At 69.6% G+C, this 19,653-nt stretch carries 24 protein-coding genes and 1 pseudogene; 23 read left to right on the top strand and 2 right to left on the bottom strand.

The window, feature by feature from the left end; translation table 11 throughout:
• The 3 genes from AX702_RS11385 to AX702_RS11375 all read left to right on the top strand — a co-directional run.
• Positions 1-1,846 (top strand): strawberry notch C-terminal domain-containing protein (locus AX702_RS11385; RefSeq protein ID WP_197420576.1); only part of this gene is annotated, 1,846 nt, incomplete at its 5' end.
• 13 nt (positions 1,847-1,859) lie between these two features.
• Entirely contained in the window at positions 1,860-2,915 is a 1,056-nt protein-coding gene (locus AX702_RS11380) for a DUF7146 domain-containing protein (RefSeq protein WP_066779604.1), read from the top strand.
• A 293-nt stretch (positions 2,916-3,208) separates the two neighbouring features.
• On the top strand, positions 3,209-4,129 hold the full coding sequence (locus AX702_RS11375) for a DUF2493 domain-containing protein (protein ID WP_066779601.1): 921 nt from the start codon (positions 3,209-3,211) through the stop codon (positions 4,127-4,129).
• A 77-nt stretch (positions 4,130-4,206) separates the two neighbouring features.
• On the opposite strand, the gene AX702_RS11370 is transcribed toward AX702_RS11375, so the two are convergent.
• On the bottom strand, positions 4,207-4,362 hold the full coding sequence (locus tag AX702_RS11370; protein ID WP_231731829.1) for a hypothetical protein: 156 nt from the start codon (positions 4,360-4,362) through the stop codon (positions 4,207-4,209).
• A gap of 286 nt (positions 4,363-4,648) precedes the next feature.
• On the opposite strand from AX702_RS11370, the gene AX702_RS22550 reads away from it, so the two are divergent.
• The 3 genes from AX702_RS22550 (at position 4,649) to AX702_RS11360 (ending at position 6,272) form a co-directional block, all read left to right on the top strand.
• Positions 4,649-4,810 carry a hypothetical protein gene (locus AX702_RS22550; RefSeq protein ID WP_197420575.1) on the top strand — a complete coding sequence of 54 codons (162 nt, stop codon included), beginning with the start codon at positions 4,649-4,651 and terminating at the stop codon, positions 4,808-4,810.
• 132 nt (positions 4,811-4,942) lie between these two features.
• Positions 4,943-5,413, top strand: a complete 471-nt coding sequence (locus tag AX702_RS11365) for a hypothetical protein (RefSeq protein ID WP_066779598.1) — start codon at positions 4,943-4,945, stop codon at positions 5,411-5,413.
• 535 nt (positions 5,414-5,948) lie between these two features.
• A complete protein-coding gene (locus AX702_RS11360; protein ID WP_066779595.1) occupies positions 5,949-6,272 on the top strand; it encodes a DUF736 domain-containing protein in 324 nt (107 codons plus the stop codon).
• A 92-nt stretch (positions 6,273-6,364) separates the two neighbouring features.
• On the opposite strand, the gene AX702_RS11355 is transcribed toward AX702_RS11360, so the two are convergent.
• A complete protein-coding gene (locus AX702_RS11355; RefSeq protein ID WP_066779592.1) occupies positions 6,365-6,796 on the bottom strand; it encodes a hypothetical protein in 432 nt (143 codons plus the stop codon).
• A gap of 106 nt (positions 6,797-6,902) precedes the next feature.
• On the opposite strand from AX702_RS11355, the gene AX702_RS24280 reads away from it, so the two are divergent.
• The 17 genes and pseudogenes from AX702_RS24280 to AX702_RS11275 all read left to right on the top strand — a co-directional run.
• Positions 6,903-7,157, top strand: coding sequence for a helix-turn-helix domain-containing protein (locus AX702_RS24280; RefSeq protein WP_082746212.1), 255 nt, complete (start codon positions 6,903-6,905; stop codon positions 7,155-7,157).
• Positions 7,158-7,334: 177 nt separating this feature from the next.
• Positions 7,335-7,499 carry a transcriptional regulator domain-containing protein gene (locus tag AX702_RS22880; protein WP_231731827.1) on the top strand — a complete coding sequence of 55 codons (165 nt, stop codon included), beginning with the start codon at positions 7,335-7,337 and terminating at the stop codon, positions 7,497-7,499.
• A 79-nt stretch (positions 7,500-7,578) separates the two neighbouring features.
• The gene (locus AX702_RS11345; protein WP_066779586.1) at positions 7,579-8,073 is read left to right on the top strand and encodes a DUF2285 domain-containing protein; all 495 of its coding nucleotides are present in this window, start codon (positions 7,579-7,581) and stop codon (positions 8,071-8,073) included.
• 126 nt (positions 8,074-8,199) lie between these two features.
• Entirely contained in the window at positions 8,200-8,475 is a 276-nt protein-coding gene (locus AX702_RS11340) for a helix-turn-helix domain-containing protein (protein WP_066779576.1), read from the top strand.
• On the top strand, positions 8,475-9,386 hold the full coding sequence (locus AX702_RS11335; RefSeq protein WP_197420574.1) for a replication initiator protein A: 912 nt from the start codon (positions 8,475-8,477) through the stop codon (positions 9,384-9,386). Before AX702_RS11340 ends, AX702_RS11335 begins: the two co-directional genes overlap by 1 nt.
• Positions 9,387-9,573: 187 nt before the next feature.
• Positions 9,574-10,212: a ParA family partition ATPase gene (gene parA, locus AX702_RS11330; RefSeq protein ID WP_066779575.1), complete on the top strand. Its 639-nt coding sequence runs from the start codon at positions 9,574-9,576 to the stop codon at positions 10,210-10,212.
• Complete coding sequence (locus tag AX702_RS11325; protein ID WP_066779573.1) at positions 10,209-10,466, top strand: ribbon-helix-helix protein; 258 nt, start codon at positions 10,209-10,211, stop codon at positions 10,464-10,466. Before parA ends, AX702_RS11325 begins: the two co-directional genes overlap by 4 nt.
• Before the next feature lie 8 nt (positions 10,467-10,474).
• Positions 10,475-10,915, top strand: coding sequence for a DUF2840 domain-containing protein (locus AX702_RS11320; protein WP_197420573.1), 441 nt, complete (start codon positions 10,475-10,477; stop codon positions 10,913-10,915).
• Entirely contained in the window at positions 10,912-11,436 is a 525-nt protein-coding gene (locus AX702_RS11315; RefSeq protein WP_066779568.1) for a S26 family signal peptidase, read from the top strand. The genes AX702_RS11320 and AX702_RS11315 overlap by 4 nt, the downstream gene beginning before the upstream one ends.
• Positions 11,424-12,377 (top strand): lytic transglycosylase domain-containing protein, encoded by a 954-nt coding sequence (locus AX702_RS11310; protein ID WP_066779563.1) that lies wholly within the window; start codon positions 11,424-11,426, stop codon positions 12,375-12,377. Before AX702_RS11315 ends, AX702_RS11310 begins: the two co-directional genes overlap by 13 nt.
• Positions 12,378-12,699: 322 nt before the next feature.
• Positions 12,700-14,580 (top strand): DUF3363 domain-containing protein, encoded by a 1,881-nt coding sequence (locus tag AX702_RS11305; protein WP_443026295.1) that lies wholly within the window; start codon positions 12,700-12,702, stop codon positions 14,578-14,580.
• Between the two features lie 252 nt (positions 14,581-14,832).
• A complete protein-coding gene (locus AX702_RS11300; RefSeq protein ID WP_066779557.1) occupies positions 14,833-16,851 on the top strand; it encodes a conjugal transfer protein TraG in 2,019 nt (672 codons plus the stop codon).
• A complete protein-coding gene (locus AX702_RS11295; protein ID WP_231731826.1) occupies positions 16,848-17,357 on the top strand; it encodes a CopG family transcriptional regulator in 510 nt (169 codons plus the stop codon). The genes AX702_RS11300 and AX702_RS11295 overlap by 4 nt, the downstream gene beginning before the upstream one ends.
• A gap of 80 nt (positions 17,358-17,437) precedes the next feature.
• On the top strand, positions 17,438-18,379 hold the full coding sequence (trbB, locus tag AX702_RS11290; RefSeq protein ID WP_156455451.1) for a P-type conjugative transfer ATPase TrbB: 942 nt from the start codon (positions 17,438-17,440) through the stop codon (positions 18,377-18,379).
• Positions 18,376-18,717, top strand: coding sequence for a TrbC/VirB2 family protein (locus AX702_RS11285; protein ID WP_066779552.1), 342 nt, complete (start codon positions 18,376-18,378; stop codon positions 18,715-18,717). Before trbB ends, AX702_RS11285 begins: the two co-directional genes overlap by 4 nt.
• Positions 18,717-18,986, top strand: a complete 270-nt coding sequence (locus AX702_RS11280; RefSeq protein WP_066779550.1) for a VirB3 family type IV secretion system protein — start codon at positions 18,717-18,719, stop codon at positions 18,984-18,986. Before AX702_RS11285 ends, AX702_RS11280 begins: the two co-directional genes overlap by 1 nt.
• A gap of 1 nt (position 18,987) precedes the next feature.
• A pseudogene (locus tag AX702_RS11275) lies at positions 18,988-19,653 on the top strand (conjugal transfer protein TrbE); the annotation flags it as partial.

The following is a 19,653-nucleotide window of genomic DNA, read 5'->3' as shown; positions in this document are numbered from 1 at the left end:
ATCCGCGCCTGCGCGCGAACCGCTCGACATAAATCTCGACTGCAAAGAATATGTGCTCGACTATCTCGCCCACGCCTTCCCGGTCCAGCTCTACGAGCCGTTCACCGACGGCGAGGGCAACCTCGCGTCGCGGCCCGTGGTCCGCGACGGCCAGCCGGTGCTCTGCTGCGACGCGGTCGAGCGGCGCGACCGGTTGATCGAGCAGTTGGCGTCGCTGCCGCCGGTGGCTGGCGCGCTCGACCAGATCGTCCAGCGGTTCGGGACCGACATGGTCGCCGAGGTCACCGGACGCTCGCGCCGGATCGTCAGGAAGCGTGGGCAGGACGGCGTCGATCGGCTCGCGGTCGAGGGCCGGCCCGCGGGCGCCAACCTCGCCGACACGCAGGCCTTCCAGGACGACGACAAGCGCGTCCTCGTCTTCTCGGACGCGGGCGGGACGGGCCGGAGCTACCATGCCGACCTCGGCGCCAAGAACCGGCGGCTGCGCGTCCACTATCTGCTCGAGGCCGGGTGGAAGGCCGATGCCGCGATCCAGGGGCTCGGACGCACCAACCGCACGCATCAGGCGCAGCCGCCGCTGTTCCGGCCGATCGCCACCGACGTGCGCGGCGAGAAGCGGTTCCTGTCGACGATCGCGCGGCGCTTGGACACCTTGGGCGCGATCACCCGGGGCCAGCGCCAGACCGGCGGCCAGGGCATGTTCCGCGCCTCCGACAATCTGGAGAACGAGTACGCCCGCGCCAGCCTTCGCCAGCTCTACATGCTGCTGATCGGTGGTCGGGTCCACGGCTGCTCGCTCGGCCGCTTCGAGGACGCGACGGGGCTGAAGCTCCTGACCCGCGACGGCCAGGTCAAGGAGGAGCTGCCGCCGATCACTCAGTTCCTGAACCGCGTGCTGGCGCTGCCGATCAGCCTGCAGAACCTGTTGTTCGAGGTGTTCGACGGGCTGCTCAACGCCCGCGTCGAGGCCGCGATGCAGGCGGGCACGTTCGACGTCGGCGTCGAGACTCTGCGCGCCGAGTCGCTGACGATCCTCGACCGCCGCGCCGTCTACACCCATCCCGGCACCGGCGCCGAAACCATCGCGCTGGAAGTGCGACGCCTCGATTGCACCGATCCCTTCGGTCTCGACGAGGCGCTGGAGCTGGCGCGCGAGGCGAAGGGGCGCTTGCTCGTCAACGCGCGCTCCGGCCACGCCGCCGTCCAGGTCCGGGCGGCGTCGGTCACGCTCGACGACGGCGAGGTCGAGCGGCGTATTCGGCTTGTCCGCCCGACCGAGCGCAAGAACATCGCCGAAGCGTCCTTCCTCGGCTCCCATTGGGATGAGGCCGGCGAGGCGGCGTTCGCCAAGGCTTGGACCGCCGAGGTCGCCGGGCTCGAAGAGTTCGTCGAGAGCCGTTTCCACATCGTCACTGGGCTCCTTTTGCCGATCTGGCGACGGCTCCCCCAGGACGGCTGCCGCGTCTACCGGCTCCAGACCGACGCTGGCGAGCGCATCATCGGCCGCCGCGTCTCCGCCGACTGGATCGCGCAGGCGCTGGGCGAACCCGCGCCGGCGGTCGCGGCGGGAGACGCCTGGGCCGCCGTTCTCGACCGGGGCGGTTCGCTCCAGCTCGCGGACGGGCTGGCCGTCCGCCGTTCGCTCGTGATGAACGTCCAGCGCGTCGAACTGACCGGGTTCACCGACGGCATGGTCGCGCGGCTGAAGGCCGACGGGCTGATCTCCGAGATCATCGCCTGGAAGCTGCGTCTGTTCGTGCCGACCGGCAGCGACGGTCCGGCGATCCTCGGCCGCGTGCTGGCGCGCCACCCCGTCGCGCGCGTCATCGACCGTGCCGCGGCCTGACGGAGGGCGACCGATGACCGGGCCAGCCGCCGCGCTGGCGCACCGCCTCGCGCGCGACGCCGAGGCGGTGTGCCGCCACTATCTCTCCAACGGACGTCGCGAGGGCCGCTACTGGCTGGTCGGCGACGTCGAGAACACGCCGGGCCGATCGCTGTTCGTGCGGCTGACCGGGCCGCAGTCCGGCAAGGGCGCGGCCGGCAAATGGACCGACGCCGCCACTGGCGATCACGGCGATCTGCTCGACCTGATTGCCGCCAACCAGAGGCTGACGACGCTGCGGGACACGCTCGACGAGGCGCGGGATTTCCTGCGCCTGCCACGGCCAGAGCCGACGCCATGGACCAAGGCCGAGCCCGCACCGCAAGGATCGCCCGAGGCCGCGCGACGGCTCTGGGAGATCACGTCGCCGATCGCCGGCACGCTCGCAGAAGCGTATCTCCGCAATCGCGGCATCACGGACTTGCGGAACTGCGCCAACCTGCGCTTCCACCCGCGCTGCTGGTATCGCCCGAATGAGGACGATGGGCCCGGGACGCGTGACGCCTGGCCCACACTGATCGCCGCGATCCGCAGCGGCGACGGCGCGCTCACTGGCGTTCATCGAACCTGGCTCTCGCCGGACGGCGACGGCAAGGCCCCGATCGCGACGCCGCGACGCGCCATGGGCCACCTCTTGGGCAACGGCGTCCGGTTCGGAGTCGCCGACGATGTGATGGCCGCCGGCGAAGGCATCGAGACGATACTGTCGCTCAGGCAGGTTATGCCAGCGCTGCCGATGATCGCAGGGCTCTCCGCAAATCACCTCGCCGCCCTCCTGCTTCCCGGCTCGCTGCGCCGACTCTATCTCGCGCGCGACGACGACCCCGCCGGCCGCGCGGCGGTCGAGACTCTGGCGACCAAAGCACGCGACAGCGGGATCGAGGTGCTGACGCTCGACGCCCTGCTCGGCGACTTCAACGAGGATCTGCGGCGGCTGGAGCGCGACGACCTCGCGCGGGCGGTCGCTCCGCAGCTCGCTCCGGACGACGTCGACCGCTTTCTCGTCATGTTGGGCCGGGAAGCGGGCTGATCCTCCGGGTACGGTTCTCGCATGCCAATGGCGCGCTCCGATCGGGAGAGCCGCGCCTTCGGCCTTCCCAAGAGGGCGATCGGACCGGAGCCGGTCCGGGCCGGCAACGGCTGCGCGCGACTTTCTTCCCCGCCGCGTGCCGCGGCTCCTCGCGAGACAAGAAAGCCGCGCTTCGTCGTCCTCCGCTCACGCTCCGGCCGCGTCCAGAGGGCCGCGGTGCAGGCCCGGTCCGCCCCCGCTCTTCGTCGCCCGTAAAGGCCGCGGGAGGCGCGGTCCCGAGAACGGAGGCGACCATGACGACCGACCAGGACGAACCCGCCGAGACCAGCCCGACCGCCGAACTCCTCCATGAGATGCAACTCTACGGCTACCGTCCCTTCCAGGACGAGCCAGATCCCCGCCCGCTTCCTGAGAGCCGGATCGTCACCGGTAGCCTTGCCGATACGTTCGACGCCCTGGTGGTCATGCTGCAGGACACGCGCCTCGAACCCGACCTCGAAGACTTGCTCTGGGGCCAGGTCAACCTGTTCCACCGCGCGGCCGACCGGATCGAGCGCGAGCTCGACGACAACGAGCAGGCGCAGAAGCGGCTCCAGCGCGAGCAGGACGGCTCGGAGGTCCGCTCGGTCGAGCTCGAACGCAAGATCTCCGAGGGCATTCACCTTCTCGAACGGCGCGACGCCTTCGAACTAATGCGCGACACCGCCAGCGACCTTTACCGCACCCACACCGGCTCGATGTGGCAGCCACGTCACGGCTCGCTCGCCACCCGGCGCACGATGACCGCCGCGATGATCGACAGCCGCGACTTCCTCGCCGCCAAGCGCAAGGCCGACACCGAAACGCTCGTTCCTCCCGGTCCGAAGGTCGCGTTCACCGGCGGCGCCTATCAGAATGTCGACGCCATCTTCGCAGCGCTCGACCGGGTCCACGCCAAGCATCCCGGCATGGTCCTGCTTCACGGCGGCACGCCGAAAGACGCCGAGAAGATCGCCTCGCGCTGGGCCGACCATCGCCAAGTTACCCAAATTGCATTCAAGCCCGACTGGACCCGTCACGGCAAGGCCGCGCCGTTCAAGCGCAACGATGCGATGCTCGACGTCATGCCGATCGGGGTGATCGTGTTCCCGGGTACCGGCATCCAGGACAATCTCGCCGACAAGGCGCGCAAGCTCGGTATCCCGCTGTTCGACTTCCGCAAAAGCGGCGCGTGAGCGCCGGTTTGCACGTTTCCGCCGATCCGGCTTTCCGGATCGGCGACTTTGCGGGTCGCCGATTTTAAGTCCCTATCTCAGACTGGCTTCCCGGTCAGCGCGACGTGCGCGGCCCGCGTGTAGTGCGCAAGCTCGACGTCCGACTCGATCATGCCGTCAAGCAGCGTCTTCATGTCCGCCATATCGCTGTCAGATCGGAACGCGCTATCGGGCGAACGCTCGATCGTCAGCACCGCGAACGCGAGCGCCTTCTGACGAGATGGAGGTCGCGTTGAGCGAGCTCGGACATGGTGATGTTCTCAGGGGCGGGCGGGCTCCTGCATACGCGAAGACCACCCCGCTCTCATAGCTGCTGATCCTTGGTCCACCTCGGGACCTTGTGACGATCAACCCGTGAAGGGTCGGTACGCTGACGCTTCCGCCTCCCGGCTGCGCCGTCCGGTGATCGCGGTCCCGCGCCGGCCTGCCGGGCGCCTGTCGAGCGGGGACGGTCCCCGCTCCGGAACAGGAGCCGGTCCGATGTCCCTCAAGATCGCCCAAGCCAACGCCTGGAGCCTCGCCAAGACCCTGATGGTATGTGTCATCCTCTTCCAGACTACCGACGGATACGGCGTCATGGTCGCATCCGAGTTCGATGGTCCCACCGAAGCGATCGTCCATGAATATGACCCGTTCGCCTGAAGCCGGGTCGCACGACCGACCGCGTCGGACGCCGAAAGGCGTTCCGGCGCGGCGTCTTCTTTGCTATTCTACTCTGGCGCGCTGTGGAGGTGGTGGAAGCGCGTCCGACCTTGCTCATGAGGAGGACGCATCATGTTCATCATCTTCGCCTTGACCGCCTTGGCCGGGCTCTGCTGGCTCCTGTTCCACCTCGCCGCGCTCGCGCTGCCGCTCGTCGCCGGCATCTCTGCCGCGATGCTCGCCTACGAGTCGGGCGCCGGGCTGCTCGGTGCCGGCATTGTCGGCTTCCTAGTGGGTGTCGTCACCCTGTCGATCGGACAGGTCCTGTTCTCCCAAGCACGCTCGCCCGTGCTGCGGGCGCTCACCGCTGCGATGTTCGCCGCGCCCGCAGCCGTGGCCGGGTTCAGCGTCGCCCACCGCATCATGATCGCCGGGGATGCGTCGGATCCGTGGGCGGTCACGTTCGGCATCGTCGGAGCCGTCGTCACCGGCGGCGTCGCAATCGCGAAAGTGAGCGCACTCGCCTCGGATGATACGGGCGGGGCGTCGTTGCAGGCGGCGGCGACACGCGGAGCAGCCGTGGGCGCACACAGACCGCGATAAGGGCTACACCCCCTCGTCGTGGGGGTTGGGTGCGTCAGGACGATGAAGCGGGGTTTGTCGATCGCACCGGGCGAGCGCGGGCCGACAAGCGCTACTCTCAGACAGCCACATTCAGCGGGCCTAGTGCCGAATTGGAGGTGTGTCCGCCGTCCGGCTTCGATCCGTCAACATGGACGACCTAGCCTTTGCACTTGGGACGATCCCGCACGGTGAGCGTTGCCGGCGGTTCCGTGGATGATGCCGAGGCGCGCCAAACCTCCCTTTCCGTGCTGAGCGTCCCGGCCCACTGCGGCCTCTCTCTGGCTTGATCTGACCGGGGACGGGCTGAAGCCCTCGATCGCCTAGCCGCAACGCCAGGCCGGCAACTTTCTTCCCCTGACCGCGAGCGGTAATTCCTCGCGAGACAAGAAAGCCGCCGTCCCTCCGTCCTCCGCGGTGCTGCGGGCCTTCGGCTGCGTCGTCGCTCGCCCCAACCGGACGATCGCCATCGAGGCCGCGATGGGCGCGGGCTCGAGACAGCGAAAGGAACTGAATCATGGCGACCATCGGCACCTTCACGAAGTCCGGCAACGAGTTCACCGGCGAGATCGTCACCCTCTCGGTGCAGGCCAAGAAGGTCCGCATCGTCCCGGTCGAGAGCCGGGCGAGCGAGAACGCTCCCTCCCACCGGGTCTTCGTCGGCCGCGCCGAGATCGGGGCCGCCTGGGAGAAGCGCTCGAACGAGAACCGCGATTACCTCGGCCTCAAGCTGGACGACCCGAGCTTCGTCGCTCCCATCTACGCCAACCTCTTCGACGACGAGGGGCAGGACACCTACTCCCTCATCTGGTCGCGCCCCAACGGCCGCCGCAGCGACTGAGCCGACCAGCAGGACGCCCCGCCCGGACCACCCGGGCGGGGCGCTCTCGCATGTCAGGCGATCACGATACCGCCCGTGACGGAAGCTACCAATCAGTTGACGGGAACGATCCCGCAAAGGACGCCGTCGGGCGACCCGTCATCGTTCGTCAGCGGCAGGTAGAGTCGGGCGATGCGGCAACGCCGATGGTCGCCGCGCAATTCGTCTTCGATGAGCAACGGCCGACCGCTCTCGATCGCGGATCGGGCCTCGCGCTCGGCATCATCGCGCTCTGGCGAAAGCCGCGACGCGCCTGAGCCGGCGAGCGTCGCGCCATAGAGGGCATCGACTTCGGCGCCGCTATCCTTGATCACCAGCCCGCCTTGCTCCCGCTCTGCCACGAGCAGAACGGCGATGCCGGCCGAGCCGGCGAGCGAGCTGGCCGCCATCGCGCTCGCGAAAGGCGGCCTTTGATCGGACTGCCGTTCTCGCCACATGGCGATGAGCGCGCCGAGCGCTGGATGCCGCTCCTCGATCAACCCCATGTCATACCCCTTCGGCTATCGGCTCCAAGCATAACCAGATTTTCTGATAATCTGAAAACCCGCTTACTCGGTCTGTCGGCTTCAACAAAGGCGCCGACACGGGCTCATGCCCAAGACCTTGCGATCACCCCGACACGTCCGGCTCATCGACCTCCTTGTCGAACAACGCAATCGCGCGGGGCTCAGCCAGGCCGACCTTGCCGAAAAACTTGGCCGCTACCAGTCCGTTGTCTCTCAGATCGAGAGCGGCGGCCGCCGCGTCGACGTCGTCGAGCTTCTCGACATCGCCGCGATCATCGGACTCGACGTTCATGCCCTCATCGACGACTTGCTTTCGACACGCCAGATCACCGACCGTTAAGGTTGCCGATCCGTAAATCCGCTTTTGTGCTTCGGCGACTTTACGCCTTCCCGCGGAACTCGGTCCAGAACGGATGATGTTCAGCACGATGCTTAACGCTTGAGCAGCTTTCCAGCCGTTAGAACAACTTATGGCTGAGCGCGCGAGCGCTTCGCTCCGCGGCCGAGCGGAGTTTTCATGCCCACCTTCGACCAACCGACCGCCGCCTATCTCTACCTCCTGAGCATCGACGCTCCCGGCCTCGCCTGGGAGTATCTGCGCCGTAACGACGGCTACGTCGCCGACTGGTCGCGCGACGGCGCGGCCGGGTCGGCCGCAGCCTGGGGGTTGCGATTTCGCTGAAGACCCAAATCTAGATGCTCGCGACGCCGACCCGGCCTGGCTGCCCGACCCTGACGCGCTGATCGGCGTCGGTCCCGCCGTGCGGGACGATGACGACGCCTTCAGCCTGTGGGCGATCCCCGGCCGGAAGAGCCTGGTCCATGACGGCAAGCGGCTGCTCCTCAAGTCGCGGCTCGGACGCCGCGTGGTCCGGCTCGCGCTTTCGCTGACGCTCGGCGAGGGTCAACCCTACGCCTACGCGCTCCCTCCCGGCCGCCATGCGCGCGAGCGCGCCGCTGCGGCGGTCGAGCTCGCCGAGGCGATCGCCGGCGTTCCCGAACGCCGCGCCGCAACCTCGGTCACCCGGCCGATGCTCGTTCACATGCGGACCCTCCAGGCGCTCGACGCGAAACGCGCGGGCGCATCCGATCGGCAGATCGCCGAGATGGTGCTCGGCGCGAATGAGACCGATCTCAGTTGGAACGACAGCGCCGCCCGTGCGCAGGTCCGCTATCTGCTCCGCGCCGGCCGTCGTCTCCGCGACGGCGGCTACCGCAGCCTTCTCCATGCGTTCGGGAAGGACAGCCAGAGATGATCATCGGCTCGGCCGGAGGTTCCCGGCGCCTGCCGAACCTCCCTCCTGAGCACGCCTCCCTTCGTCCAGCTTGCCTCCAGCGCGCGGCGGTTCGTCCGCGCCCCCTGGACGAAGACGGAGGCGGATGTGACGTCCCAGACTGCGACCAACCCCCCTTCAGCGCAGACTGACGACCGTCACCCGACCCCGCGGTCCGCCGCGCGCTACCTGAACAACGACGAGGCCGCCGCCTACCTGCATCTCTCCCCGCGCACGCTCGAGAAGCAGCGGGTGATCGGCGGCGGGCCGAAGTTCCGCAAGTTCGGTCGCCGCGTCGTCTACGCGCTTGAGGACCTGGAAAGCTGGGCGTCGGCGCGGGCCTGCGACACGACCTCCGACCCCAACTATGTCGCCGTCCGCTGATGCCGGCGAGCGCCACCATGCGACGGCGGCGAGCGTCGGAGCGCGAGCAACTCGACCTGTTCCGCGCGATCCCTGGCGAGCTCGCCGCGCGGGACGCGCAGGACCTGATGGCGTACCCGTTCTTCAGCCTCGCCAAGTCGCACCGCACCGCGCCGATCGACTTCAAGGCGGGCAGCATAGCCATCCGCGTCGAGGCCGTGCCAGAGCACGGCATGGCGACCATCTGGGACGCCGACGTCCTGATCTGGGCCGCCTCGCAGATCGTCGAGGCCCGCGACCGCGGCGCCAAGCCGTCGCGCCTGATGGCGGCGACGCCCTATGAGATCCTGCTGTTCGTCGGACGCGGCACCTCGATCCGCGACTACCAGCGGCTCAAGGCCGGGCTCGACCGGCTCCAGTCGACCACCGTCGCGACCTCGATCCGCCAGCCGACCGCGAAGCGGATGCACCGCTTCTCCTGGATCAACGAGTGGAAGGAGACCGCCGACGCGAGCGGCCGACCGCTCGGCATCGAGCTAATCGTCCCCGACTGGTTCTTCTCGGCGGTGATGGACGACGCACTCGTCCTCACCATCGACCGGGCCTACTTCGACCTGACCGGCGGGCTTGAACGCTGGCTCTACCGCCTGGTCCGGAAGCACGCCGGCCGCCAGACCGGTGGCTGGAGCTTCGACCTCAAGCACCTCCACGCCAAGTCCGGCGTGCTGTCGCGCTACGCCAACTTCGCCTGTGAGCTGCGCGCGCTCGTCGCCAGGCAGCCGCTGCCCGGCTACCGGCTGACGCTGGAGCGCACCGCCGGAGCCGAACGGCTCGCCTTCGTCGCCACCGTCACCGACCCGCTCGACCTCGTCGCGCTCCGCATCGAGCGCCGCGAGGCGCGGGCGCGGGCGCGCGCTGGGGAAAAGCTGTGAACAGCCTCGTGCTATCGCGGGCGCGGACTATCGTGCCATCGCGGGCGCGATCCTCGTGCTATCGCGGGCGGGTTTCGGGGCTAAGCCGTTGTTCCGCAACGCCGAGTCCGCCGCGTAACTGTACTAACCTAGATTCCTTCGGAATCTTTCTAACGGGATCGCGCCGCCTTCGACGCGAGGGGCGGCGATGATCCTCGCCCTCCTCAACCAGAAGGGCGGGGTCGGCAAGACGACGCTTGCGCTGCACCTGGCCAGCTGCTGGGCCGCGAGGGGCGAGCGGGTCCTTGTGATCGATGCCGACCCGCAGGCCTCCGCGCTAGACTGGTCGGAGCAGCGCAGCCGCGAAGGCCTGCCGCGCATGTTCGGCGTCGTCGGCCTCGCGCGCGACATGCTCCACCGCGAGCTGCCTGAGGTCGCGCGCGGCTACGACCGCGTTGTCGTCGACGGGCCGCCGCGCGTCACCGGCATCGCGCGGTCCGCGCTGATCGCCGCCGACCTCGTCCTCATCCCGGTGCAACCCTCGCCGCTCGATGGCTGGGCGTCGGCCGAGATGCTCCGGCTCGTCGAGGAGGCGCGGGTGTTCCGCGCATCGCTGCCGGCGCGGTTCGTCTTCAACCGCGCCTCGCTGCGCACCGTGATCGCGCGCGAGACCGCCGCCGCGCTCGCCGAGGCAGACCCGTCGGCGCTCGTCAGCCGCATCGGCCAGCGTGTCGCTTTCGCCGACGCGGCGCGCAGCGGCCGGCTAGTCGGCGAGATCCCATCGGGCCGCATCGGGGCGCAGGAGATCGCCTCGCTCGCCACCGAGATCGAGGGGCTCGCGACATGACCGCAGCCGACCGCAAGCCTGCCTTCGCGGCGCGTCCGGCGAGCACGCCCGACGCCTGGGTCCGATCGCCCGACTCGGCGCAGGCAACGTCGGCCAAGGCCGATCGGTTCACGGCCAGGCTGACGATCGATGTCACGCCCGAGCTGCGCGGGCGGATCAAGGTCGCCGCGTTCGGGCGCGGGCTGACCGTGGCCGACATGCTCCGCACTATGCTCGAGGACGCGTTCCCGGATGCGCGGGACGGGCGGCCATGACGCGCTCATTGACCCGCGCAACCGTGCTCTTCGTCGACGGCAAGGTGAACGACCGGGTGCGCTTCGGCCGGCCCGTGGGCGAGCGCATCATCGACCGGCGCTGCCGCGTCGAACTCTACGCGCCGGGCAGCACCTTCGGCTACGTCCAGTGGCGCGCCGATCAGTTCGGAACGCAGCTGTGGCGCTTCTGGGTGCTGCGTGCCGTGAAGCCCGGCGACCGCGCCTCGACTGTGCCAGGTATCGCGCCGGGCGCGGACATTCTCCTCCCCCTTTCCGGCCATTCGCGAGTCGCCCGCGCGCTCGCGCTCGTCGACGCGATCGAGGCGAGCGGAAGCGACCCGGCCGAGGCGCCCGACGACTACTGGCGAATGGCCGGCAACCGCCTGGCGGCGGGTGAGCCGGTGCGCGTGTTCGGCACCGCCGACCTCGTCGCGCTGAGGCCGGAATGAGCGCGCTCCGGCTCTCGCGCGGACGCCTCACGGTCTTCTACCTGACCGCCCTCGGCGCCATCGCAATCGCGGCGTCGGCTGCCGACGTCTGGCCGACACGCGTGCTTTACAACGCTTCCGCCAGCGTGCCGCTCGGCTGGTATGCGGTGGGCGAACCGAAGGCGATTGGCCCCGGCGATCTCGTGATCGTCCGCGCGCCGATCCGCGCCGAGCGCGTGCTCGTCGAGCGCGGCTACATCGGCGCAGGCATCCCGCTGGTGAAGCGCGTCGGCGCGATCCCGGGCTCGACCGTCTGCCGCGACGACGTGCGCGTCAGTATCGACGGAACGCCCGCGGCCGTCGCACGGGTGGCCGACGCCTTCGGCCGGCCGCTGCCGCGCTGGAGCGGCTGCCGGACGCTCGGGCCGGCCGACGTCTTCCTCCTCAATTCGGGCTCGCCCGGCTCGCTCGACGGCCGCTATTTCGGCCCCACCCCCGCGCGCGACATCATCGGCAAGGCGACCCCGCTATGGACCTGGTGAAGCTCTCCGCCCTCGGCGGATTCGCATTCATGGCGACGCTCGCAATGGTGTCGACCTCGCGCGCGATCCGTGCCGAACCCTTGCGGGCCGAGCTCTATCCCGCGGCGACGCCGGAGAGCATCCAGGCGCGCATCGACGACGCGTTTCGGACGGATCAGCAGCCGCCGGCCTTCGCGCTCTCCGGCCCCAACATACCACCGCTTGTCGCCGCGCCGGTGCTGCCGATCGCGGCGTCGGGTCCGCGCTTTCCGTTCGCCGGTGCGAGCGTCGAGCGATGGTCCGCGCTGATCGACGAAGCGGCGCAGCGTTTCAACATTCCGGCCGTTTGGATACGCGGCGTCATGCAGCAGGAGAGCGCCGGACGGACGCACCGGAGCGGCTCTCCGATCACCTCGCACGCGGGCGCAATGGGCTTGATGCAGGTCATGCCCGCGACGTTCGCCGAGCTCCGGGCGCGATATGGACTCGGCCCCGATCCGCACGACCCGCGCACCAACATCATGGCGGGCGCGGCGTATCTCCGCGAGATGTACGACCGCTACGGCCCGCGCTATTTCCTCGCCGCCTACAACGCCGGTCCGGCGCGTGTCGACGAGCATCTCCGCACCGGCCGGCCGCTGCCGTATGAGACGCGGAACTACACCGCGTCGCTCATGCCGACGCTCGTCCCGAACGCCGTTCCGCTGTCGACGCCCATGTCCGCAGGCGTGCAGGATTTGACCAGCGTAGCGGCGCTCCGCGCCGCAGCCTCTGCGCCGTCTCGGCCGGCGGATCGCCGTGCGGTCGATCCCTCATCCGCGCCGGTGTTCGCCGCATCGGCAACGCCTGTCCCGACGGCGACATCACATGCGGCGGATCAGCCCCGCGACAGCTTGTTCGTCACGCTGAGCGCTGTTGATCGCCGCCGTTCTGCCGCATCCGGCGGCGGCGCTGGGGACTGACCGATGTGCAGCGACACGAGACTCAACGACCGGGGGACGGACCGTGAGGGGAAGGTCAGAAGCGAGGGCAAGATAGAAAGCCGCGGCACGCGGCGGGGCGTTCGCCCCGGTCTGCACGTCGGTTATGGCGGCACGCGCCTGGGGTGGCGCGGTGCCGCTCAGAGGCGAAAAGACCGGGACGAGAAGCGCTTAGGCCGTGCTTCGTCCCATAGACTACGCTGGAGCTTGCCGCGTGGCGCGCTCTGACGATGACCGCTTCCGGCTCCGCCCCGGCGCGCCGCGCAAGACCGGCGACCAGATCTCGCAGCGGTTCACCCGCCAGGTGCTGCGCGCCGCCCAGAAGGCCGGCGGCGGATCCGGCCGACCGCTGGCGCGCGGACGCAGCCGAGGGGCCGAGAAGGGCCGCGGCCATGTCGCCGCCAGGCTGGTCGGCGCGCGGCTCGGCCCCCGAGCGCGCCGGGTCGTCGTCAAGGCGCGTCTGGTGGTCCATGCGCAGGCCGCGCCCGGGTCGACCGCGGCTCACCTGCGCTACATCCAGCGCGACAGCGTCACCCGCGAGGGCGAACCGGGCCGGGTCTATTCGGCGAGCCAGGATGTGGCCGATGCCGATGCCTTTGAGGCGCGCGTCCGGGACGATCGGCACGAGTTTCGGTTCATCGTCTCGCCCGAGGACGCCGAGGAAATTGGCGACCTGCGCGGTTTCACCCGCGACCTGATGAGCCGCATGGAGGCCGACCTCGGGACCAGGCTTGACTGGATCGCGGTCGATCATTGGGACACCGACAACCCGCACACCCACGTCGTCCTGCGCGGCGTCGACGAAACTGGCGCCGACCTCGTCATCGCGCGTGATTATATCAGCCACGGGATGCGCGGGCGCGCGTCCGAGCTCGCCACGGAGCAGCTGGGGATCCAGACCGAGCGCGAGATGCGCGAGCGCATGACGCGCGAGGTCGGGCAGGAGCGCTGGACCGGCCTCGATCGCCAGCTCGCCGAGGTCGCGCGCGACGGCGCCGTCGACCTGTCGCGATTGCCGTCCGGGGCAGACAACGGCTTTCGCCGCCGGCTGCTTTCTGGCCGACTGCAATTTCTCGGACGGCTCGGCCTCGCCGAGCGTGCCGACGGCGAGCGGTGGACGATCTCGCCGACCTCAGAGCCGACGCTGCGTGCCCTCGGCGAGCGCGGCGACATCATCCGCACGATGCAGCGCGCAATCGGCAGCGCGCGGCGGCCGCTTGCGATCCACGATCCCGGCGACGCCGACGCCCGTCCGATCGTCGGCCGGATCGCCGCCAAGGGGCTGGTCGACGAGCTACAAGACCGCGGCTACCTCGTGGTCGACGGTCTGGACGGCCGCGCCCATTACGTCCGCCTGCCTGACCGTGCCGAGTTGGCGGCGTTTCCGGTCGGTGGGATCATCGAGGCGCGGGGTAGCCCGAGCGGCCCCCGACAGGCGGATCGGACGATCGCCGCCGAGGTCGGCGCGGACGGCATGTATAGGGCCGACCGACACCTGGCGGCGGCGCGTGCGACGGCCCGAGCGGGCGACGATCCTGACGGCTATGTTGCGGCCCACGTGCGTCGGCTCGAAGCATTGCGGCGAGCAGGCATCGTCGAGCGTGTGACCGACGGGACCTGGCGCGTCCCCGCCGATTTTCTCGATCGCGCCGCCGCGGATGAGGCGAGCCGATCGGGAAGCGCCGTCGTCGAGCTGCGCTCGCATCTCGATCTTCGCTCGCAGGCCCGCGCGATCGGGGCGACTTGGCTCGACCGTGCGCTCATCGAGGATGTGCGGCCGGCGCCCGCCGGCTTCGGAGCCGAGGCTCGCGCGGCGCTCGACGAACGCCGCATCTTCCTCGAGTCCGAGGGATTGGCGACGCGGCGGTCTCAGCGATTCATCCTTGCCCGCGACCTGCTCTCGACGCTCCGCGCGCGCGACGTCGACCAGACGGGGCGCAAGCTGGCCGGCGAGACGGGGCTGGAGCACCGCGCGCTCGCCGATGGCGACACGGCGCGCGGCGTCTACCGGCGCTCACTCATGCTCGCGAGCGGACGCTTCGCGATGCTCGACGACGGCGTGGGATTCAGCCTTGTACCTTGGAAGCCTGTGATCGAAGCCCGGCTCGGGCAGCAGATGAGTGCGATGGTCCGTGGCGGCGCGGTGTCGTTCGACTTCTCGCGGCAGCGAGGTGTCGGAGTATAGGCCGGCGTCCCGCGTTGTTGTTCGCCGGCAACAGCCTGATCGCAAACCGGCACCGTCGCTCGCGGCCAGCAATTACGTTGGACTGGCACCGAATACGATTGAACGCTACGGTGCCCGCTGGACTCCGATTTTAGATTTTACCGGTCCTGTCAGAGACTTGCGCGGTCTTTGATTCCTCGAGCAAGCCTCATCAACCCTTCATGCAAGCGTGCCGTGTGGAGCACGTGATCTCGAGTTGCGTGAGGCGGTCGGATGTCGCCGACCAAGGTTCTTCTCGGTCAGATGCTGGTCGTCTTAGCGATCGTCGCGGGCGCCTGCTCGATCGCGACCCAGTGGACCGCCGCCTCGCTTGGCCATCAGCCGCAGCTCGGCCCGCCCTGGACGGTGCTGTTCGGCGAGCCCGTCTACGAGCCCTGGCGCTTCTTCTTGTGGTGGTTCCAGTTCGAGGCCTACGCGCCGCACGTCTTCGACCGCGGGGGCATGATCGCCGGCGCAGGTGGCTTCGCGGGCGCACTCGCCGCGATCATCGGCTCGGTCTGGCGGGCGCGGCAGGCGAAGCTCGTCACCACCTACGGCTCGGCGCGCTGGGCGACGCAGCGTGACCTGAAGCGATCCGGCCTGCTCCGTCCGGCTGGCGTCTTTCTCGGCCGCACCAACGATTGCTACCTCCGCCACGACGGCCCAGAGCACGTCATGGCCTTCGCGCCGACCCGCTCGGGCAAGGGCGTCGGCCTCGTCGTGCCGACGCTGCTCAGCTGGACCGGCTCGGCCGTCATCCACGATATCAAGGGCGAGAACTGGACCGTGACCGCCGGCTGGCGTTCGCGCTTCTCGCACTGCCTCTACGTCAACCCGACCGATCCGCGTTCCGCCGCCTACAATCCGCTGCTCGAGGTCCGTCGCGGCGCGCAGGAAGTGCGCGACGTCCAGAACATCGCTGACGTGCTCGTCGACCCGGAAGGCTCGATCGAGAAGCGCAATCACTGGGAAAAGACCAGCCACTCGCTCCTGGTCGGCGCGATCCTCCACATCCTCTACGCCGGCGAGGACAAGACGCTGTGCGGCGTCGCCAACTTCCTGTCCGATCCGGCGCACCCGTTCGAGCGCACCTTGAAGCTGATGATGACGACCGCGCATCTCGGGCCGCGCGGCGTCCACCCCGTCGTCGCGAGCTCCGCGCGCGAGGTGCTCAACAAGTCCGAGAACGAGCGGTCGGGCGTGCTTTCGACCGCCATGTCGTTTCTCGGCTTGTACCGCGATCCCACTGTCGCCGCCGTCACCTCGCGCTGCGACTGGCGCATCGCCGACCTGATCTCGGCCGAGCATCCCGTCTCGCTCTATCTCGTCGTCCCGCCGTCCGACATCAGCCGCACGAAGCCGCTGATCCGGCTGATTCTCAACCAGATCGGGCGGCGTCTGACCGAAAGCCTCGACGGCTCGGATGGGATCGCGCGCAAGCACAAGCTGCTCTTGATGCTCGACGAGTTTCCGGCGCTTGGGCGGCTCGATTTCTTCGAGTCGGCGCTGGCCTTCATGGCGGGATACGGCCTGCGCTCATTTCTGATCGCGCAGAGCCTCAACCAGATCGAAAAGGCCTACGGGCCGAACAACTCGATCCTCGACAACTGCCACGTCCGCGTCGCCTTCGCCTCCAACGACGAAAGGACGGCGAAACGGATCTCCGACGCGCTCGGGACAGCGACCGAGCTGCGCGCCCAGCGCAACTATGCCGGACACCGGCTCTCGCCTTGGCTCGGCCACCTCATGGTGTCGCGGCAGGAGACCGCGCGCCAGCTGCTCACCCCTGGCGAGGTGATGCAGCTCCCGCCCGACGACGAGATCGTCATGGTGTCGGGCCACCCGCCGGTCAAAGCCAAGAAAATTCGCTTCTACGCCGATCCCAACTTCGCGGGCCGGCGGCTCGCCGCGCCGAAGCTGACGGACGGGCGCTATTCCGACGCGCCGCCCGCGCGCGAGGACGACTGGTCGGGGTCCTTCGACAGCAAGGAGGCCGAAGCCGCACTCCGGCGCGTCGCGGCGCTGGACGACGACGAGGGCGGGCTGCGCCGTCAGCCCGAGCTCGACATTACCGTGCCGCAGGCCGCACCGGTCGAGGAGGAGGCGGCGCGCGACGTCGGCTCGCTGCTCGACGACGACGATGTTGAGACGGAAGCCGAGCGGGTCCGCGCGATCCGCGTCGCCCGCGCCGACGGCGCGCGGCGTCTCGCGCGCAACGCCGCGCTCGATCCCGACGACGGGATCGCGCTGTGAGCCGGGCGCGCCTCAACATCTTCCTCGAGCCCGACCACGCGCGGCGGCTGGCGCAGCTCGCCGGCATGAAGGGCATTTCCAAGTCGGCGATCATCGCCTCGGCGCTGGCGTCCTACCTGTCGCCCGACGGCGGCGACCGGCGCGAGGCCGCGATCGCCAAGCGGCTCGACAAGCTGACACGCCAGTTCGACCGGCTCGAACGCGACCAGACCATCCTGATCGAAACCGTCGCGCTGTTCGTCCGCTACACGCTCACCGTCAATGCGCCGATCCCGGCCGCGCACCAGGACGCGGCGCGGGCGCAGGGGCGCGAGCGGTTCCAGCAGTTCGTCGACCAGCTCGCCCGCCACCTGCAGCGCGGGCGCAGCCTCGTCGCGCAGGTCAGCGAGGAGATCACGCCCGCGGCAGACGGCTTCTTCGGCGACGACCTCCGGGAGGAGGAAGGCGGCGAGGCCCGAACCTCCCTCAAAGACGGGAACCTTTCGGGAGAAGGAGCCGGGGCATGACCGGCTTCGCCCAACCACTCCCGCCCGCGACCGCGCCGAGCGCGACCAACGTCCACTCCGTCGCGCAGCGCCAGGTGCGGATGCTCCGCACCGCGATGGGGCCGGCGATCGCTACCGCGCTTGAAGATCCAGATGTCGTCGAGGTGCTGCTGAACCCCGACGGAACGCTCTGGGTCGACACCCTCTCGCACGGCCGCAAGCCGACCGGACTGACGCTCAGCCGCGAGGACGGGGATCGCATCATCCGCCTCGTCGCCGCGCATGTGCGCGTCGAGGTCAACCGCGAGACCCCGATCGTCTCGGCGGAGCTCCCCGAGACCGGCGAGCGCTTCGAGGGGCTGATCCCGCCCGTCGTGCCGGCGCCGACTTTCGCGATCCGCAAGCGCGCGAGCCTCGTCTATACGCTCGACCGCTACGTCGCCGACCGCATCCTGACGCCAATCCAGGCCGCGTTCCTGGCCCAGGCGGTGCGCGAGCGGCTCAACATCGTCATCGCCGGCGGCACCTCGACCGGCAAGACCACGCTCGCGAACGCGCTGCTCGACGAGGTGGCCCGCACCGGCGACCGCGTCCTGATCCTGGAGGATACGCGCGAGCTCCAGTGCCTCGCCGACGACCAGGTGGCGCTGCGCACCAAGCCGGGTGTCGCGTCAATGGCGGAGCTGGTCCGCTCGACGCTGCGCTTGCGCCCCGACCGCATCGTCGTCGGCGAGGTCCGAGGCGCCGAGGCGCTCGACCTGCTCAAAGCGTGGTGCACCGGCCATCCCGGCGGGATCGCGACCGTCCACGCCGGCTCGGCGGCCGGTGCGCTCCACCGGCTCGAGCAGCTCATCCAGGAAGTCGTCGTCACCGTGCCCCGGCAGCTCATCGCCGAAGCGGTCGACGTCGTCGCCTTCATCAGCGGACGCGGCACGAGCCGGAGCGTCCGCGAAATCGCCCGCGTCAAGGGCCTCGGCCCCGACGGCTACCGGCTCGAGCTCCTCTCTTCCACCGACCAGACCCCCAACGGAGACCCGCAATGACGATCGCCCGCATTTACGGAAACGCACGGACCCGGATCGCCGCAACCGCGGCTTTCCTGATCTACGGCGTTCTCACCGCCCCCGCCGCCTACGCCGCCGGCTCTTCGATGCCGTGGGAGGCCCCGCTTCAGAAGGTGCTGGAGTCGGTCGAGGGGCCGGTCGCCAAGATCATCGCGGTGATCATCATCATCACCACGGGCCTGGCGCTCGCCTTTGGCGACACGTCGGGCGGCTTCCGCAAGCTGATCCAGATCGTGTTCGGCCTGTCGATCGCGTTCGCGGCGTCGAGCTTTTTCCTGTCGTTCTTCTCGTTCGGCGGCGGAGCGCTGATCGCGTGATGGCCAGCCGCGCGCTCCCCGACGGCTTCGAGGTGCCGCTCCATCGCTCGCTCACCGAGCCGATGATGATGGGCGGCGCGCCGCGTTCGGTCGCGATCTCGGTCGGCACGCTCGCCGCCGCTGTCGGGATCGGCCTTCAGCTCTGGGTCGCCGGGCTCGCCGTCTGGATCGTCGGCCACGGGCTGGCGGTCTGGGCGGCGCGCGCCGAGCCGCAGTTCCCCGAGGTGTTCAGCCGCCACGTCAAGCATCGCGGCTTCCTGGACGCATGACATGCTGAACCTCGCCGAATACCGCCGCCGTCCATCCGCGCTCGCCGACTGGCTGCCCTGGGCGGCGCTGGTCGCGCCCGGCGTCGTCCTCAACAAGGACGGCAGCTTCCAGCGCACCGCCGCCTTCCGCGGACCCGACCTCGAAAGCTCGACCGAGAGCGAGCTTGTGGCGGTCACCGCACGGCTCAATAACGCGCTCCGCCGCCTCGGCTCGGGCTGGGCGCTGTTCGTCGAGGCCGACCGGCGCGCGGCCTCCGCCTATCCCGCGGCGACATTCCCCGATCCGCTCTCCTGGCTCATCGACGAAGAGCGCCGCGCCGCGTTCGACGCGGTCGGCGAACTGTTCGAGAGCGCCTATCACTTGACGCTCGTCTACATGCCGCCCGCCGAGGGCCGCGCCCGCGCCGGGGCGCTGATGCTGGACGCGCCCGAACGCCCCGCGGTCGACTGGCGTGAGCAACTCGACGCCTTCGTCGAGACGACCGACCGCTTCTCGGCGCTGCTCGACGGCTTCCTGCCCGAACTCGCCTGGGCCGACGACGCCGAGACCCTCGGCTATCTGCACGGCACGGTCTCGACGCGCCGTCACCCGGTCGCCGTGCCCGAGGTGCCCGCCTATCTCGACGCGCTGCTCGCCGACGAGCCGCTGACCGGCGGGCTGGAGCCG

The organism is Sphingomonas sp. CCH5-D11 (assembly GCF_001557395.1).
In the GTDB taxonomy this organism is placed as follows: domain Bacteria; phylum Pseudomonadota; class Alphaproteobacteria; order Sphingomonadales; family Sphingomonadaceae; genus Sphingomonas.
The sequence above is the reverse complement of the archived record's forward strand: the minus strand, read 5'-3'. Positions and strand labels throughout refer to the sequence as shown.